General features: G+C 58.5%; 12 protein-coding genes and 3 pseudogenes. 6 read left to right on the top strand and 9 right to left on the bottom strand.

All coding sequences use genetic code 11. From position 1 onward, the window contains the following. The first annotated feature begins 51 nt into the window (after positions 1-51). Complete coding sequence (locus AC07ZE_RS19345; protein WP_207266232.1) at positions 52-1581, top strand: hypothetical protein; 1530 nt, start codon at positions 52-54, stop codon at positions 1579-1581. Positions 1582-1678: 97 nt separating this feature from the next. Here the strand turns inward: AC07ZE_RS19345 and AC07ZE_RS19340 are convergent, their stop codons facing one another. Then, positions 1679-2827 (bottom strand): M14 family metallopeptidase, encoded by a 1149-nt coding sequence (locus AC07ZE_RS19340; protein WP_207267855.1) that lies wholly within the window; start codon positions 2825-2827, stop codon positions 1679-1681. Positions 2828-2957: 130 nt separating this feature from the next. Here AC07ZE_RS19340 and AC07ZE_RS19335 point away from each other — a divergent pair. The 3 pseudogenes from AC07ZE_RS19335 to AC07ZE_RS19325 all read left to right on the top strand — a co-directional run. Beyond that, positions 2958-3161 (top strand): annotated as a pseudogene (locus AC07ZE_RS19335) (ectoine/hydroxyectoine ABC transporter ATP-binding protein EhuA); the annotation flags it as partial. Positions 3162-3191: 30 nt separating this feature from the next. After that, positions 3192-3484 (top strand): annotated as a pseudogene (locus AC07ZE_RS19330) (gamma-glutamyltransferase); the annotation flags it as partial. Beyond that, positions 3473-3628, top strand: a pseudogene (locus AC07ZE_RS19325) (gamma-glutamyltransferase); the annotation flags it as partial. The pseudogenes AC07ZE_RS19330 and AC07ZE_RS19325, both read left to right, overlap by 12 nt. A 538-nt stretch (positions 3629-4166) precedes the next feature. On the opposite strand, the gene AC07ZE_RS19320 reads toward AC07ZE_RS19325, so the two are convergent. After that, positions 4167-4508, bottom strand: coding sequence for a DUF6124 family protein (locus AC07ZE_RS19320; protein ID WP_207266231.1), 342 nt, complete (start codon positions 4506-4508; stop codon positions 4167-4169). A gap of 129 nt (positions 4509-4637) precedes the next feature. Between AC07ZE_RS19320 and AC07ZE_RS19315 the strand changes: the two genes are divergently transcribed. Continuing rightward, positions 4638-5276, top strand: a complete 639-nt coding sequence (locus AC07ZE_RS19315) for a LexA family protein (RefSeq protein ID WP_207266230.1) — start codon at positions 4638-4640, stop codon at positions 5274-5276. Positions 5277-5306: 30 nt separating this feature from the next. Here AC07ZE_RS19315 and AC07ZE_RS19310 read toward each other — a convergent pair whose 3' ends face one another. The 4 genes from AC07ZE_RS19310 to AC07ZE_RS19295 all read right to left on the bottom strand — a co-directional run bounded on the left by AC07ZE_RS19310 (position 5307) and on the right by AC07ZE_RS19295 (position 10976). Further along, positions 5307-7262 carry an acetyl/propionyl/methylcrotonyl-CoA carboxylase subunit alpha gene (locus AC07ZE_RS19310; protein WP_207266229.1) on the bottom strand — a complete coding sequence of 652 codons (1956 nt, stop codon included), beginning with the start codon at positions 7260-7262 and terminating at the stop codon, positions 5307-5309. Continuing rightward, positions 7262-8077, bottom strand: a complete 816-nt coding sequence (locus AC07ZE_RS19305) for a gamma-carboxygeranoyl-CoA hydratase (protein ID WP_207266228.1) — start codon at positions 8075-8077, stop codon at positions 7262-7264. Before AC07ZE_RS19305 ends, AC07ZE_RS19310 begins: the two co-directional genes overlap by 1 nt. A gap of 115 nt (positions 8078-8192) precedes the next feature. Then, positions 8193-9800 (bottom strand): carboxyl transferase domain-containing protein, encoded by a 1608-nt coding sequence (locus tag AC07ZE_RS19300; protein ID WP_207266227.1) that lies wholly within the window; start codon positions 9798-9800, stop codon positions 8193-8195. 12 nt (positions 9801-9812) lie between these two features. Then, positions 9813-10976, bottom strand: coding sequence for an isovaleryl-CoA dehydrogenase (locus AC07ZE_RS19295; RefSeq protein WP_207266226.1), 1164 nt, complete (start codon positions 10974-10976; stop codon positions 9813-9815). A gap of 233 nt (positions 10977-11209) precedes the next feature. Between AC07ZE_RS19295 and AC07ZE_RS19290 the strand changes: the two genes are divergently transcribed. Continuing rightward, positions 11210-12907 (top strand): AMP-binding protein, encoded by a 1698-nt coding sequence (locus AC07ZE_RS19290; protein WP_207266225.1) that lies wholly within the window; start codon positions 11210-11212, stop codon positions 12905-12907. Positions 12908-13586: 679 nt separating this feature from the next. Here AC07ZE_RS19290 and AC07ZE_RS19285 read toward each other — a convergent pair. The 3 genes from AC07ZE_RS19285 to AC07ZE_RS19275 all read right to left on the bottom strand — a co-directional run bounded on the left by AC07ZE_RS19285 (position 13587) and on the right by AC07ZE_RS19275 (position 16160). After that, positions 13587-14486: a hydroxymethylglutaryl-CoA lyase gene (locus tag AC07ZE_RS19285; protein ID WP_207266224.1), complete on the bottom strand. Its 900-nt coding sequence runs from the start codon at positions 14484-14486 to the stop codon at positions 13587-13589. 146 nt (positions 14487-14632) lie between these two features. Next, positions 14633-15034: a MerR family transcriptional regulator gene (locus AC07ZE_RS19280; protein WP_207266223.1), complete on the bottom strand. Its 402-nt coding sequence runs from the start codon at positions 15032-15034 to the stop codon at positions 14633-14635. Positions 15035-15230: 196 nt separating this feature from the next. Further along, positions 15231-16160, bottom strand: a complete 930-nt coding sequence (locus tag AC07ZE_RS19275; protein ID WP_207266222.1) for a LysR family transcriptional regulator — start codon at positions 16158-16160, stop codon at positions 15231-15233. Between the last annotated feature and the right edge of the window lie 171 nt (positions 16161-16331).

Genomic DNA, 16331 nt, shown 5'->3' with positions numbered 1-16331 from the left:
CTGACGAGGCCAGTCGATGAGCACTGATCGTGTCATTCAGGGAGACGAACCATGTTCAACACTGCAGGTGTGCGTTTCATGTGGCGTGTTTTTTTTGCGCTGTCGGTTGTGCCGTTGGTTGGAGTGCTTGGTGCTTGTACGCATGCACCGACGGATGAGCCTGGCAAGCCGGAAAATTGGGTTGTCGAGAATGTCGTCAGCAAGTCCACGGCCGAGTTATATGCGGAGTGGGTCAAGCCGGCCGTTTTTGAGCGTTCAAGTTCAAAGGTTATAAATGGGTATACCGTCGAAAGTGGAAAGTTGCGGATGCCGGATAAATCCGAAGGCGCATTAGTGACGGTGCGTTCGCCCGATGGTGGATTGACCGCCTTTATCAATAAACCGGAAACGTCCGGTTCATTACACATTGACAGCAAGGGAGCAGGCCGCTTCATTCCTGTATCTGATGATAATAGCGACATTGAAGATACTGTTCCCAATCCGAATGAAAAGGTCGCCACGGCACCTGCGAAATCGACCAATGCTGAACCCTTGGTTGTTGAGATATTGATGGGGTATTCCAAGGCGGGGGTTGTTCGGGCAGGCGGAGATGCGATGGCCGATGCGTTGGCTAAAATTGAATACGTTAACCTGGCCCTTCGCAACTCATTGGTGACTAATGTGTTATTCAAATTGGTTGGCATCCAGATTGTGGAGCAGGATCAACAGATCACTAATGATACTCTCAACAAACTGTCAACGATTTTCGCTTTGGGAATAGCCAGGTTTAATCCTGATGTGTTCTACGGTAGTTTTGCATCTTTTGCGCCGAGTGGACCGGCAGGAATAGCTTGGAGGCCCGGCCGTATTGGCATAGCGATCTCTCATTCTTTTCCGACATTCGCACATGAACTGGCTCATAACGCCGGTAGTGATCATTGCAATGTCAATGGAGTTAATGATTACCGATTCGGATATTATAACGGGAAGACAGGGACGATGTTGTGCGTCCAAAATCGTCAGGCTTACTTCTCTAACCCTGATGTTAAAGACGAATACGGACTGCCGCGTGGTAATGCTGTCACTGCCAACACAGCACGCGTTTGGCGCGAGAATGCTCAACGGCTTTCGTCCTATACCCCACCTTCACCTTACGCAAATTTATCTGCAAATATTATTGGGCCATCGCCTGACTCCAATTATTCCATTGGTTGTTTGAAAGGTACTGTCATGTCAGGAAGAGGTCACGAAGGAAGAATGAATTCTGGTTCGACCAATTATTTGTGCGTGCTGCCAAAAGTCGGTTCAGCTACCGTCAGCTTGACACAGCAGGTTTGGAGTGGATGGGGACATACGGATGTCTATTGCCCGGCAAATTCAGTATTGAACGGCATCGAGCAAAAAGGAACTCAATTGCGAGCCGGTTGCACGAAGTTGGTTGCTTCAGGCTCTGCCGTTACTGTCAGATATGCAGGTTCTCATGGGAATTTTGACGAAGGGAACCATCAGTTTGCCTGCCCGACGGGTCAATACATCACATCGATTAGATCGACCGGGCCATCGGGGGAATTCAAGGCATATGATTGTGCGACTCTTCACTGAGTTGGATGCAGGACGAGACTTCAATTGCTGACTTGATGCCCCTCTGTAAGACATGACTTCTCTTGAGGTCATGTCTTACACAGCTCTGCGATCTCGATCAGCGCAACGCGTCCACCATCTCGGCAACAGTGGTCAACACATCCTTCCCCAACTGCTTCGAACGCTTGCCCGACCAGCCGGTCTCCGCGTTCGGGTGGTCGTCATGATCCTTGAACGGCATTTCCAGGGTCAGCGACAGGCAGTCGTACTTCTGGCCAACGGCGTTGCAGGCCAGGGTCATGTTGGCCTGGCCCGGTTCGTCTCGGGTATAGCCGTGCTTGGTCTGGAAGTCCTTGGTGGTTTTCTTCAGGTGGCTGCGGAAGTGTTCTTCGAGTTTCTCGATCCGTGGCGTGTAGCCCGGATTGCCTTCGCAAGCGGCGGTGAAGACGTGGGGGATTTCCTCGTCGCCGTGGACGTCGATGAACATATCGACGCCGTACTTTTCCATCTGCTGCTGGACGAAAAATACTTCCGGGCTGATCTCCGGGCTGGCGCTCTGCCAGGCGCGGTTCAGGTCCTGGCCCATGGCGTTGGTGCGCAGGTGGCCGTGGAAAGCACCGTCCGGGTTCATGTTCGGCACCAGATACAGGTCGGCGCTGGCCAGCAGTTTGTTCAGCACGGGGTCGTCGTGTTTTTCCAGGCGTTCTATGACGCCTTCCATGAACCACTCGGCCATGTGTTCGCCAGGGTGTTGCTGGGCAATGATCCATACCTTGCGTCGGCCTTCGGCACCGGTGCCTTTGCGCAGCAACTGAATGTCGCGACCTTCAACGCTCTTGCCGGTGGCCAGCAGTTCGGTGCCGGCCTTGGTCAGTGCTTGCTCGATCAGCCAGTCGTGGCGGCCACGGCTGTAGGGTTCGAAGTAGGCGAACCAGGCGTGGGTTTGTGTGGCTTCGAGGCAAAAGCGCAGACAGTCGCCTTCGAAGATGGTCGGTACCTGGAACCAGTTGACGTGATCGTAGGAGGCTCTGGCCTGATAACCCTCCCAGGCCTTGTTGTACGAGGACTGGCTGGCATTGTTCAGGCGAAACCAGTGTTCCTGGCCGACATGCAGGCCGCTGGCCTTGAAGTGGAACCATTGAAAGTGGTTGCTTTTGGTATCGGGACGAATGGCCAGCAGGGGCTTGAGCGGGTCGCTGACATCGATCACCTGGATATTGCCGCTGTCGAAGTTGGCAGTGATGTCGAGAGTTTTAGCCACGGTCAGGGTTCCTGATTAAGATTTTTATGGCGGCTACTTTACACGCAAGAGAAGGGGGCTGGCAGCGGAGAAAAAACGTTTCACCGAGCATGCCGAAGTTTGGCTTCGCGGCTCCAAATTCACCTTCACTGCGGGTGAAGTGCTGCAAGTGATGAAGGAACTGGCCGAAGAAGGCATGACCATGGTCGTGGTCACCCACGAAATGGGTTTTGCCCGCGAGGTGGCCGACCGTGTGGTGGTGCTCGATCAGGGCGAACTGATCGAGCAAGGCCCGCCCGAGCAGATCTTCAGTCAGCCCAGTCATGCCCGTACACGGGCGTTTCTCAGTCGCGTGTTGTGAACCCGTCAAAAACCTTTGTGTGAGTTTGCCATGTTCAAATTTTCCGTCCATGAATACCCCTACACCTCACAACGTCAAAGTGTCTTCGCCAAACGCGGCATGGTTGCCGCCTCTCAGCCATTGGCCGCCGAAGCAGGCATCGAAATCATGCGTCGCGGCGGTAACGCTATCGATGCGGCCATCGCCACGGCCGCGGCGATGCCTTTGCGCTGGTCTGGACGCAAAACAAGTTGCACGGCTTGAACGCCAACGGCGCTGCCCCCCAGGCCTTGAGCATCGAAGCGGTCAAAGCCGCCGGTCATGACAAGATGCCACAGCCGGGCGATCCCCACGCCAGCGGCACCGTATACCTGGCCACCGCGGACGCCGAAGGCAACAGGGTGTCCTTCATCCAGAGCAACTATCACGGCTTCGGTTCCGGCGTGGTGTTGCCCGACAGCGGTATCGCCCTGCAAAACCGGGGTGCTTTGTGGCGGAACCGAGCCGCGAACGGATTCGCATATTGCTGTGTATTGAGGGGAGAGAGGGGCGGCAAGGGCATTTGGTTTTTGCCTGCCTTGCAGTGATGGATCATCGCCGCGGACGAGTTGCGGATGAAGGAAAACGGGGGGGCGTCCTCCTTGACGCCGACGCAGCTTAGAGATTGTGCGATTGATTCTCAAGTGCTATTTGCCATTAGTTTGCCCTAATGATTAAAGGCTTCTCTTGCCAACAAATATTCTTTTGATATCATCCGCGCCATCGAATTTGCGGCACCTAAAGACTTCATTAGCCTGAAGCCATAAGCCAGAAAACTGGCAAAAAAAGACCCGGCAAAAAGCCGGGTCAAAAACCGTGATTAGCCTGATGAGGAGATAGTCCAGGAGACCGACCTAAGGTCCCTGTTCCATCAACTGATCTCGCGATCAGCTGATGCAATAATAATCATTCTCGTTTGCAAGTCAAATAATTTTATCTGCGTGATTGGAAAATTCTTTCCCGTCCTCTCTTTTTTGCGCCTTCGCTTTAACCGTTCTGATATCTCTCCAGCGACCGATCCACCATGGCTTTGGCCATGTCGATCATATGCACCGTCGAAAATGCCAGGGCCCGGTTCGTCCCCTGCAGATGACTGGCTGACTCGCAGGCTGTTGCGGCGGCGCATTGCAGCAGGTCCGTGGCATGGACCAGTGCCTCCTCGCAGCTGATGTTGCGGTTCACATCAAAGAAACGTGCCTCGACCACTTCCTCTGAAACAGCCGGTTTCAGGTAGTAGTCCAATGCGCGCTGGGCAGCGGCCGAACCTTGGGGCGAGGTGAGGGAGGTGTCGATTTGCATATCAGGCAAGTCGTTGGCGGGTTGAGTCATGGTGATGGCAAGCTCCGTGATAGATTCAGATCCGTGAAGTCATACTAGTACAATTTGTATTTGTGACCATAATTTAAATACTACAATTTGTGTTTTGATGGCCGGAGTCCACCACGTATCGTGCCGCCCATGGATAAATGGATTGAATTGGTCAAGGCCAAGATGAGTGAGCTCAAAGTCACTCAAGAAATACTCGCCGACCGCCTCGGGATGTCCCAGGGCGGCGTTGGCCACTGGCTGAACAAACGTCGCGAGCCTGGCGTGGAAAACATGAACCGGGTGTTGAAGGCGCTCGGCATGGACTTTCTCGAAGTGGCTCTGGTCATTCGCGAGCCTTCGGACTCACAGGAAGACGGGATTTCCCTGACGCAGAAGTACAATCCGTACTTCCGCTACCCGGTCAGTGACTGGCGGGAGACTGGAGAAGTCCGCGATGGGGAGCTGGCACAGTATCGTTTCGAACTGTCCGACTATCACGCTCAGGGCGCGGCCTTCTGGTTGACGGTCACGGGCGATGCGATGACCGCACCCAGTGGCCTGAGCATCGCCGAGGGCATGTTGATCCTGGTGGACCCGGACGTGGAAGCCGTACCTGGCAAGCTGGTGATCGCGCAATGGCCAAGCAGCAGCGAGGCGATTTTTCGCAAGTTGATCGAAGAGGGCGGGCAGCGTTACCTGGTCCCGCTCAATCCGACGTATCCGAAAGCCCTTTACACCGACGAGTGCCGGATCATCGGCGTGGTGGTTCAGGCGACAGCCAAATTCTGATCAGAACGCCCCCTGGGGGCGTTCTTCATTTCACGCCTCTTCCAACTCGACCAGCGCACTGCCTTCGCTGACCATCTCGCCTTCCTGGCAATACAGTGCCTTGATCACACCGGCATGGGGCGCGCGAATGCTGTGCTCCATCTTCATCGCTTCGAGTACCACCAGTTGTGCCCCGGCTTCGACCGTTTGCCCGGCTTCCACCAGCACGCGCACGATGCTGCCGTTCATGGGGGCGGTCAGCCCGCCGTGATGGCTGTGACTGGCCTCGACGGCGCTGATCGGGTCGTAGGACTCGATGCGGCGCAGTTCACCTTCCCATTGCAGATAAACGAAGTCACCACGGCGGATAGCCCGATGCTGGCGGCGCACGCCGTCGTGCTCCGTCAGCAGCTGCTCGCCCTTGAGCTGTGCGCTGCGGGCATTGGCGGCGCCCAACGTCAATGCGCGGTCCTGGTCTTCACAACTCAGGTGCAGGGTGATTTCCGTCGGCAGGCCTGCCCGAAAACCATTGCTGCTGGCCCAAGGCGAACTTGGGTCATCGGCGCGCGGTGAACGCGGCTGGCTTTGGGCAAACGCCTGGGCGGCGGCTTGCCAGAACTCGTCGCTGAGCTCGGCCGGTGCAGGCAGCAGTTGTTCCTGATAGCGCGGGATGAACCCGGTATCCAGCTCCGCCGAAGCAAACGCCGGATGCGCAATGATCCGGCGCAGGAAGTTGATGTTGGTCTTGAGCCCGCCGATGGCGAACTCGTCCAGCATGCTCAGCAGTCGCAAGCGTGCCTGTTCACGGTCTTCGCCCCAGGCAATAAGCTTACCGAGCATCGGGTCGTAGAACGGCGAAATCTCGTCGCCTTCCTCGACACCGCTGTCCACGCGGCGACCCGCACCCGGCGCGGATTCGCGGTACAACGCCAGACGCCCGGTCGCCGGCAGGAAGTCGTTGCCCGGGTCCTCGGCATAGAGCCGCACTTCAATCGCATGGCCGTTCAGCGGCACCTGATCCTGGGTCATCGGCAATGCTTCGCCACGGGCCACGCGAATCTGCCAGGCCACCAGGTCGAGACCGGTGATGGCTTCAGTGACCGGGTGTTCGACCTGCAGGCGGGTGTTCATCTCCATGAAGAAGAATTCGCCACGGGCATCGAGCAAAAATTCCACGGTGCCGGCACCGACGTAACCGATGGCTTGCGCCGAACGCACGGCGGCTTCGCCCATGGCGCGGCGCAGTTCCGGGCTCAGGCCGGGGGCTGGCGCCTCTTCGACGACTTTCTGGTGTCGGCGCTGAATCGAGCAGTCACGTTCGTTGAGGTACAGGCAATTGCCGTGTTGATCGGCGAACACCTGGATTTCCACATGACGGGGTTTGAGCAGGTACTTTTCCACCAGCATCCGCGAATCGCCGAACGACGACAGGGCTTCACGCTGGGCCGAAGCGAGGGCTTCGGCCAACTGGCTGACATCCTCGACGACTTTCATGCCTTTACCGCCGCCACCGGCCGTGGCCTTGAGCAGCACCGGGTAGCCGATGCGTTCGCAGGCGTCGCGGAAGGTGTCGAGGTCTTGAGCCTCGCCGTGATAACCCGGCACCAGCGGCACGCCGGCGGTTTCCATCAGCGCTTTGGCCGCCGACTTGCTGCCCATGGCGTCGATGGCCGAGGCGGGCGGGCCGAGGAAAATCAGGCCGGCCGCTTCGATCGCGCGGGCGAACCCGGCGTTCTCCGACAGAAAGCCATAACCGGGGTGGATCGCCTGGGCGCCGCTGGCCTTGGCGGCAGCGATCAATTTGTCGATTTGCAGGTAGCTGTCAGCGGCCTTGCTGCCACCGAGATCGACGCGAATGTCGGCCTCGCGGCTGTGCCGGGCGTCACGGTCGGTGGCGCTGTGCACGGCCACGGTGGTCAGGCCCAGGGCCTTGGCGGTGCGCATCACCCGGCAAGCGATTTCGCCACGGTTGGCCACCAGCAGGGTAGTGAGGACAGGTGCGCTCATCAATGCGGCTCCTTGGGGGTGATTTCGGCTTGCCAGCTCGGCGGACGTTTTTGCAGAAAGGCGCGCAGGCCTTCCTGACCTTCAGGGCTGACGCGGATGCGGGCGATGGCGTTTTCGGTGTAGCGACGTAACGCCGGATTCAGCGAGCCGTCGCCGACTTCACGCAGCAAGTCTTTGCTGGCGCGCATGGCCGCGGGGCTGTTGAGCAGCAGATTGTCGATCCACTGCTCGATTTTCTGTTCCAGCTCCTGGGCCGGATAGCTCTCCGACAATAAACCCAGTTCCCGTGCCCGTTGCCCGCCGAAACGCTCGGCGGTCAAAGCATAGCGCCGGGTAGCGCGCTCGCCGATGGCTTGCACCACGAACGGGCTGATCACCGCCGGTGCCAGGCCGATGCGCACTTCCGACAGACAGAACTGCGCATCATCGGTGCCGATGGCCATGTCGCAGCAGCTGATCAGGCCCAGCGCCCCGCCAAAGGCCGCACCTTGCACCACCGCCAGGGTCGGGACTTTCAGTTTGGCCAGGTTGTACATCAACTCCGCCAGTTCCCGGGCGTCGTCGAGGTTGGTGTGGTAATCGAGTTCGGCCGATTGCTGCATCCACGCCAGGTCGGCGCCGGCGCTGAAATGCTTGCCGCGGCCACGCACCAGCAGAAAGCGCAGGCTGGCATCGCTCGACACCTGGTCCAGGGCGAGGATCAGTTCGCGGATCATTTCGGCGTTGAACGCGTTGTTCTTTTCTTCGCGGCTGAGCCACAGGGTTGCAAAACCCCGTGGGTCGGTCAGCAGTTCGAGGGTATTGAAGTCGCTCATTTCTTCCGCTCTCCACGGTCCTTGCGGGAGCGAGCCTGCTCGCGAAGAACGATCACGCGGTACTGTAGATGAACCGCGGTGAAGCCTTCGCGAGCAGGCTCGCTCCCACAAAAAATCACATCCGGAACACGCCGAAGCGGCTCGGTTCGATTGGCGCATTCAGCGATGCCGACAAGGCCAGACCCAGGACATCACGGGTTTGTGCCGGGTCAATGACACCGTCGTCCCACAAGCGAGCGCTGGAATAGTAGGGGTGGCCCTGTTCTTCGTACTGGTCGAGGATCGGTTGCTTGATCTCGGCTTCCTGCTCGGCGCTGAAACCATGACCACCGCGCTCGGCCTGTTCGCGCTTGACCTGCACCAGCACGCCAGCGGCCTGTTCGGCACCCATCACGCCGATGCGCGCATTCGGCCACATCCACAGGAAGCGCGGATCGTAGGCCCGACCACACATGCCGTAGTTGCCGGCACCGAAACTGCCGCCGATGATCACGGTGAATTTCGGCACCTTGGCACACGCCACGGCGGTCACCAGTTTCGCACCGTGCTTGGCAATGCCGCCGGCCTCGTATTTCTGGCCGACCATGAAACCGGTGATGTTTTGCAGGAACAGCAACGGGATGCCGCGCTGGCAGGCCAACTCGATGAAGTGCGCGCCTTTCTGCGCCGCTTCGGCGAAAAGAATGCCGTTGTTGGCCAGGATCGCGATCGGGTAACCGTGCAGGTAGGCAAAGCCGCACACCAGCGTCGTCCCGAACAAGGCTTTGAACTCATCGAACACCGAGCCATCGACCAGCCGCGCAATCACTTCGCGTACGTCGAACGGCTGCTTGGCATCGGCCGACACCACGCCATACAGCTCGTCGCTGGCGTAGAGCGGAGCGATAGGCATGCGTTGCTGCACTTCGCCGAGTTTGCGCCAGTTGAGGTTGGCGACGCTGCGGCGGGCGATGGCCAGTGCATGTTCATCGCTTTCGGCGTAATGGTCGGCCACCCCGGAAATCTTGCAATGCACATCGGCCCCGCCAAGGTCTTCGGCGCTGACCACTTCACCGGTCGCGGCTTTCACCAACGGCGGGCCGGCGAGAAAAATCGTCGCTTGCTCGCGAACCATGATCGCTTCGTCGGCCATTGCCGGCACATAAGCGCCGCCAGCGGTACAGGAGCCCATGACCACGGCAATCTGCGGAATGCCCATGGCGCTCATGTTGGCCTGGTTGAAGAAGATCCGGCCGAAGTGCTCGCGGTCCGGGAACACTTCATCCTGGCGCGGCAGGTTGGCGCCGCCGGAATCCACCAGATAAATGCAGGGCAGGCGGTTCTGCTGGGCGATGGTCTGGGCGCGCAGGTGTTTTTTCACGGTCAGCGGGTAGTACGAGCCACCTTTAACCGTGGCGTCGTTGGCGACGATCATGCATTCGACGCCTTCCACGCGGCCAATCCCGGCAATCACGCCAGCGGCTGGAACGTCTTCGCCATACACTTCGTAAGCCGCCAGTTGGCTGATTTCCAGAAACGGCGAGCCCGGATCCAGCAGGCGATTGATGCGTTCACGGGGCAGCAGTTTGCCCCGCGAGGTGTGGCGTTCCTGAGCCTTCGGGCCGCCACCTTGCGCCACTTGGGCAAGCAGGGTGTGCAGCGCGTCGACCTGTTTGAGCATCGCCGCGCTGTTGGCGGCGAACTCCGCTGAACGGGGGTTGAGCTGGGTATGCAGGATAGCCATGGGCAGCTCCGTTTAGCGGGTTTCGTTGAACAGTTCGCGACCGATCAGCATGCGACGGATCTCACTGGTGCCGGCACCGATTTCGTACAGCTTGGCGTCACGCAGCAGGCGACCGGCCGGGAATTCGTTGATGTAGCCGTTGCCACCGAGAATCTGGATCGCGTCGAGGGCCATTTGCGTGGCGCGTTCGGCGCTGTAGAGGATCACGCCGGCGGCGTCCTTGCGTGCGGTTTCGTTGCGCTCGCAGGCCTGGGCCACCGCGTACAGGTAGGCGCGGCTGGCGTTGAGCTGGGTGTACATGTCGGCAACCTTGCCCTGGATCAGCTGGAACTCGCCGATGCTTTGGCCGAACTGCTTGCGGTCGTGGATGTAGGGCACGATCAGGTCCATGCAGGCTTGCATGATCCCGGTCGGGCCGCCCGAGAGTACGACGCGCTCGTAGTCGAGGCCGCTCATCAGCACCTTCACGCCACCGTTGAGCGCGCCGAGGATGTTTTCTTCCGGCACTTCGACGTCATCGAAGAACAGTTCGCAAGTGTTCGAACCGCGCATGCCGAGCTTGTCGAACTTGTTGCTGCGGCTGAAGCCTTTCCAGTCGCGCTCGACAATGAAGGCGGTGATGCCGTGAGGCCCCTTTTCCAGGTCGGTCTTGGCGTAGATCACATAGGTGTTGGCGTCCGGACCGTTGGTGATCCAGGTCTTGCTGCCGTTGAGAACATATTTGTCGCCGCGCTTGTCCGCGCGAAGTTTCATCGACACCACGTCGGACCCGGCGTTCGGTTCGCTCATGGCCAAGGCACCGATGTGCTCGCCGCTGATCAGCTTCGGCAGGTATTTGGATTTCTGTTCGTGGGTGCCGTTGCGGTTGATTTGGTTGACGCAGAGGTTGGAGTGCGCGCCATAGGACAGGGCAACCGACGCCGAGCCACGGCTGATTTCTTCCATCACCACTACGTGGGCCAGATAACCCAGGCCCGCGCCGCCGTATTCTTCCGCAACGGTAATGCCCAGCAGGCCCATGTCGCCGAATTTACGCCACAGATCGGCGGGGAACAGGTTGTCGGTGTCGATCTGAGCGGCGCGAGGGGCGATCTCTTTGGCGACGAAGGACTGAACCTGATCGCGCAGCATGTCGATGGTTTCACCGAGGGCAAAATTCAGGGATGGGTAGCTCATGGGGCACCTTTTGGCTTTTTTGTAGGGTGGGGAGAGCAGTGATTCGGCTCTCACCTTTACGTTAACGTAAGCCTGTGACGAAAGGCTGTCAATCACCCTTTACGTTAACGTCAACTTAAGCGAGAGTAGAGGCAGTTCAAGATAGAACGCGAACCTACTTTGTGGGAGCGAGCAAGCCCGCTCCCACAGGGGGGACCGCGAATAGCCCGTTAATAAAGACAATAGGGGTCGTCATGGATCAACCGAGTGCAAATCCGCAGCGTAGTTACACCCGTGGTTCCCAGGACAAAGCCTTGCTGGCGATGACCATCGGCCAGGCGTTCGATAACACGGTGGCAAAGTACCCGAACGGGGAAGCGCTGGTCGTGCGCCATCAGCAGCTGCGATACACCTGGCGGCAATTGGCGGAGGCTGCCGACCTGCACGCCAAAGCACTGCTGGCGCTAGGCTTGCATACCGGTGATCGTCTGGGCATTTGGGCGCCGAACTGCGCTCAATGGTGCATCACCCAGATCGCCACCGCGAAGATCGGCGTGATCCTGGTCAACATCAACCCGGCCTACCGCAGCTCCGAACTCGAATACGTGTTAAAGCAATCCGGTTGCCAATGGCTGGTGTGTGCCGGGGCCTTCAAGACCTCCAACTATCACGCCATGTTGCAAGGCTTGGTGCCGGAACTGGCGCAGCAGTCCATCGGCAAGCTGCAGAGCGAACGTTTGCCCGAGTTGCGGGGCGTCATCAGTCTGGATGCGCAGCCGCCAAGCGGTTTTCTGCCATGGTCGCAACTGGCCGATCTGGCCGGCGGTGTGTCGGACGAACAATTGCGCGAGCGTCAGGACAGCCTGCATTTCGACCAGGCGGTGAACATCCAGTACACCTCCGGTACCACCGGCTTCCCCAAGGGCGCGACCCTCAGTCACTACAACATTCTCAACAACGGTTACATGGTTGGCGAAAGCCTGGGTCTGACGGCCGCTGATCGCCTGGTGATTCCAGTGCCGTTGTATCACTGCTTCGGCATGGTCATGGGCAATCTGGGTTGCATCACCCACGGCAGCACGATGATTTACCCCAACGATGCGTTCGATCCACTGTTGACCCTGAACACCGTCGCCGAAGAAAAAGCCACCGCGCTTTACGGTGTACCGACCATGTTCATCGCCATGCTCGATCAACCGCAACGCGCCGAGTTCGACCTGTCGAGCCTGCGCACCGGGATCATGGCCGGGGCGACGTGCCCGATCGAAGTGATGCGCCGGGTCATCAATGAAATGCACATGAGCGAAGTGCAGATTGCCTACGGCATGACGGAAACCAGTCCGGTGTCGTTACAGACGGGTCCGTCGGACGATCTGGAACTGCGGGTCACCACAGTGGGTCGCACGCAGCCACAGCTCGAAAGCAAGATCATTGACGAGGCGGGCAATCCGGTACCACGCGGCACCATCGGCGAACTGTGCACCCGGGGCTATAGCGTGATGCTCGGCTACTGGAACAACCCGCAAGGCACTGCCGAAGCGATCGACCAGGCCGGGTGGATGCACACCGGCGACCTGGCGAGCATGAACGACGAGGGCTACGTGTGCATTGCCGGTCGCAACAAGGACATGATCATTCGCGGTGGTGAGAACATTTATCCACGGGAGCTGGAAGAATTCTTCTTTACCCACCCGGCCGTGGCTGACGTGCAGGTGATCGGCATTCCTTGCTCGCGCTACGGCGAAGAGATCGTTGCCTGGATCAAGTTCCACCCCGGCCACAGCGCCACCGAGCAAGAGCTGCAAGCCTGGTGCAAGGAGCGTATCGCGCACTTCAAGACGCCACGTTACTTCAAGTTCGTGGAAGAGTTCCCGATGACCGTGACCGGCAAGATCCAGAAATTCCGTATGCGCGAGATCAGTATCGAGGAGTTGCGCATCAACAAAGCCTGACTCATTCCTCTTGTGGGAACGAGCCTGCTCGCGAAGGCGATAGCACATTCAATAGGGATGTCGACTGAACCACCGCTTTCGCGAGCAGGCTCGCTCCCACAGCAGGGGTGGTAAAAAACTAAATCGCAGACAGCACAAAGGGGAGCCGAAGCTCCCCTTTAATTTTCGTTGCGTGTGCTCTTTTTTTATTATTGAGGGGCGGTCTGTTTTTGTTTTTGGCAACCGTTGCCCTTTACCGCTGTTTTGGCGATCCCCATCCGGGATCAAGAGCAAACGTATTTTTTTGAGCGCTGATCTACTTTTTCGCTAAGCGATCCAACCAGTTCGGGAGCTACCTGAAGGTAGTTTTATTGTTCTCTGCCCGGTTGCGGGTTACTCCGAAAAGCACCCTGAAAAGCACACCTTCTCCAAAAAAATCTGTTAGCTGCGTCTCTGCCGTGTTGTTTTTGTTATGTCAGAGTCGTTACGTCTTATTTTTATTAGCTTTGCTGCTTTTTTTGTTCTTGTTATGCCATAGAGATAGCAGAAGCCGTGCCAACTTTTAAAAATCCTTTTAAATCAATGACTTAATATTTTGTAGGATTTTTCTCTCAGGGAATCCCTGGCAATTTGTTTCCGTGTTACTCGTTCCCGCCCACGTTTTCAGTGTGGGCGGTAACACCCGGACACACCCGCACACTCACTGCGCACTACGAGCCTTGGCCACGCGTGAACCGGTCGGGCGCCCCAGCACGGCGCAAATTTGCTGGCCAGCCAGGATCAGCGCGTCCAGGTCGATTCCGGTTTCGATGCCGAGGCCGTTGAGCAGGTAAACCACGTCTTCGGTGGCAACATTACCGCTGGCGCCCTTGGCGTAAGGGCAGCCACCGAGCCCGGCGATGGAGCTGTCGAACACCGAAATCCCTTCCAGCAGACTGGCGTAGATGTTGGCCATGGCCTGGCCATAAGTGTCGTGGAAATGCCCTGCCAGCTTTTCCCGCGGAACATCGGCCGATACCACCTCGAACATCTTGCGCGTCGCGCCAGCGGTGCCGGTGCCGATGGTGTCGCCCAGCGAGACTTCGTAGCAACCCATGGCATAGAGCTCGCGGGCGACCCGGGCGACTTGCTCGGGGGCGACGTTACCTTCATAGGGGCAGCCCAGCACACAGGACACGTAACCGCGCACCGTCACGCCATGCTGTTTGGCGGCGTCCATGATCGGCACGAAACGCTCCAGGCTTTGGCTGATCGAGCAATTGATGTTGCGCTGGGAAAAGGCTTCAGACGCGGCAGCGAACACCGCCACTTCCTTGACCCCGCAGGCGAGGGCATCCTCAAAACCGCGCAAGTTGGGCGCGAGGGCGCCATAGGTGACGCCCGGCTTGCGTTGGATCTGCGCGAAGACATCGGCGGAGCCCGCCATCTGCGGCACCCATTTGGGCGAGACGAAACTGCCGACCTCTATATAGCCCAGGCCTGCAGCCGTGAGCGCGTCGACCAGTTGTACCTTGTCGGCAACGCTGATGGGTTGGGCTTCGTTTTGCAGGCCGTCGCGGGGGCCGACTTCGACAAGGCGTACATGGGTGGGAAGAGACATGGGGTTCGACCTGTGCTGATTGTCTGAATGCTGCGAATGCCATTGTGGGAGCGAGCCTGCTCGCGAAAGCGCTAGGTCAGTCGACATCTTTATTGGATGAACTACCTTCGCGAGCAGGCTCGCTCCCACAGAGGATTTGTGTATGCCTACCGAATCGCTTCCTGGCTCTTGAGTGTCTGTTCCAGCGCCTGTACACAGCGCTCTTCAGCGGTATCAAGTTCCAGTTTCATCTGTTCGATGTCCAGCAGTTGCTGTTCCAGTTGTTCGCGGCGCTCGCTGATCTTGGCCAGCATGCTGTGCAATTGCTTGGTGTTACCGCTGGATGGGTCATAGAGTTCGATCAATTCGCGGCATTCGGCCAGGGAAAAACCGATGCGCTTGCCCCTCAGGATCAGCTTCAGGCTGACTTTGTCACGGGGCGAGTAGATGCGTTCCTGACCACGGCGTTCGGGGCTGAGCAGGCCTTGCTCTTCATAGAAGCGAATGGCCCGGGTGGTGATGTCGAGCTCGCGGGCGAGGTCGGAAATGCTGTAGGTCTGGCTGCTCATGGAAGCGCTCGCAAAAGGTCATGGCGCTAAGCTAATGGCAGGTTGACGTTTACGTCAAGTGGCAGGTTTTTTCCGTGTTCTCACCGGCCTCTTCGCGAGCAAGCCCGCTCCCACACTGATCGCGTTCTTTCTGGAGGAACTCGGTTGAATGTGGGAGCGGGCTTGCCCGCGAAGAACGATAACGCAGTACCCAGCCCTATGCCTTCTCGAGCTTCTTCTCATGCGCCGTCACCTGCTGGCACAGCTCGATCATCTGTTCGCGCATCCAGCGGTTGGCCGGGTCCTGGTCGGTGCTTTCGTGCCAGTAGAGGTGGGTTTCCACCGGCGGCACATCGTTGACCGGCAGGCTGAAGGCGTGCAGGTCGTTACGGCGGGCGAAGCGTTCCGGCACGGTCATGACCATGTCGGTCTGCTGCAACACTTGCGAGGCCATCAGGTAATGCTGGGAGCGCAGGGCGATCTTGCGCTGGATGCCCATCTTGCCCAGGGCCAGGTCGACATGACCCAGACCGCTGCGACGGCTGGAAATATGGATGTGAGTCAGGCCCAGGTAATCGTCCAGGGTGAATTTCTCTTTGGCCGCCAGCGGGTGCCCTTTGCGCATCGCACAGACGTAGCGGTCTTCCATCAACTTGACGTGGCGTACCTGCGGGTCGGTGTTGAGCGGTGCGTCCACGGCGAAATCGAGGCGACCGGCCGCCAGCTCCTTGGTGGTCTCACGGCGCTTGGACAGGAAACTCTCGATGATCACCGTCGGTGCGAGGCGGCGCAGGCGCTGGAACAGCGGCGGCAGGATCACCGCTTCGGTCAGGTCGGTCATGCTGATTCGATATGTCTTCACTGCCTGTAGCGGGTTGAAAATACGGCTTTCCTGCACCGAGACCCGCAGCAGCGAAAGAGCGTTACGCACGGGGCCGATAATGTTCTGTGCCATCGGCGTGGGCACCATGCCCTGGGCGGTGCGGACGAACAGCGGATCGTTGAAGGTCTCGCGCAGGCGGGCCAGTGCGTTCGACACCGCGGGTTGGGTAATGCCGACGATCTGCCCGGCGCGGGTCAGGTTGGCTTCGGTGTAGATCGCGTCGAAGACGATGAAAAGGTTGAGGTCGACCTTGCTCAGATTCATTTACGCGGCTCTCTTATTGTGTGGACGGGTAGCCTTGGCTATCCGTCGATCATATATCGGTGATGAATGTTAATACACGCCGAGAATAGGCTAGGTAAATTTTCGTAGCTGTTCTAGCATCGATTGCATGACCTGAACAACTCCTCTGAAACCCTCGAAAAGGTAGAGCTG

The sequence above is a fragment of the Pseudomonas sp. GW101-3H06 genome, from assembly GCF_059424605.1.
Note: the sequence above shows the minus strand (reverse complement) of the source record. Positions and strands in the feature narration are given on the sequence as shown.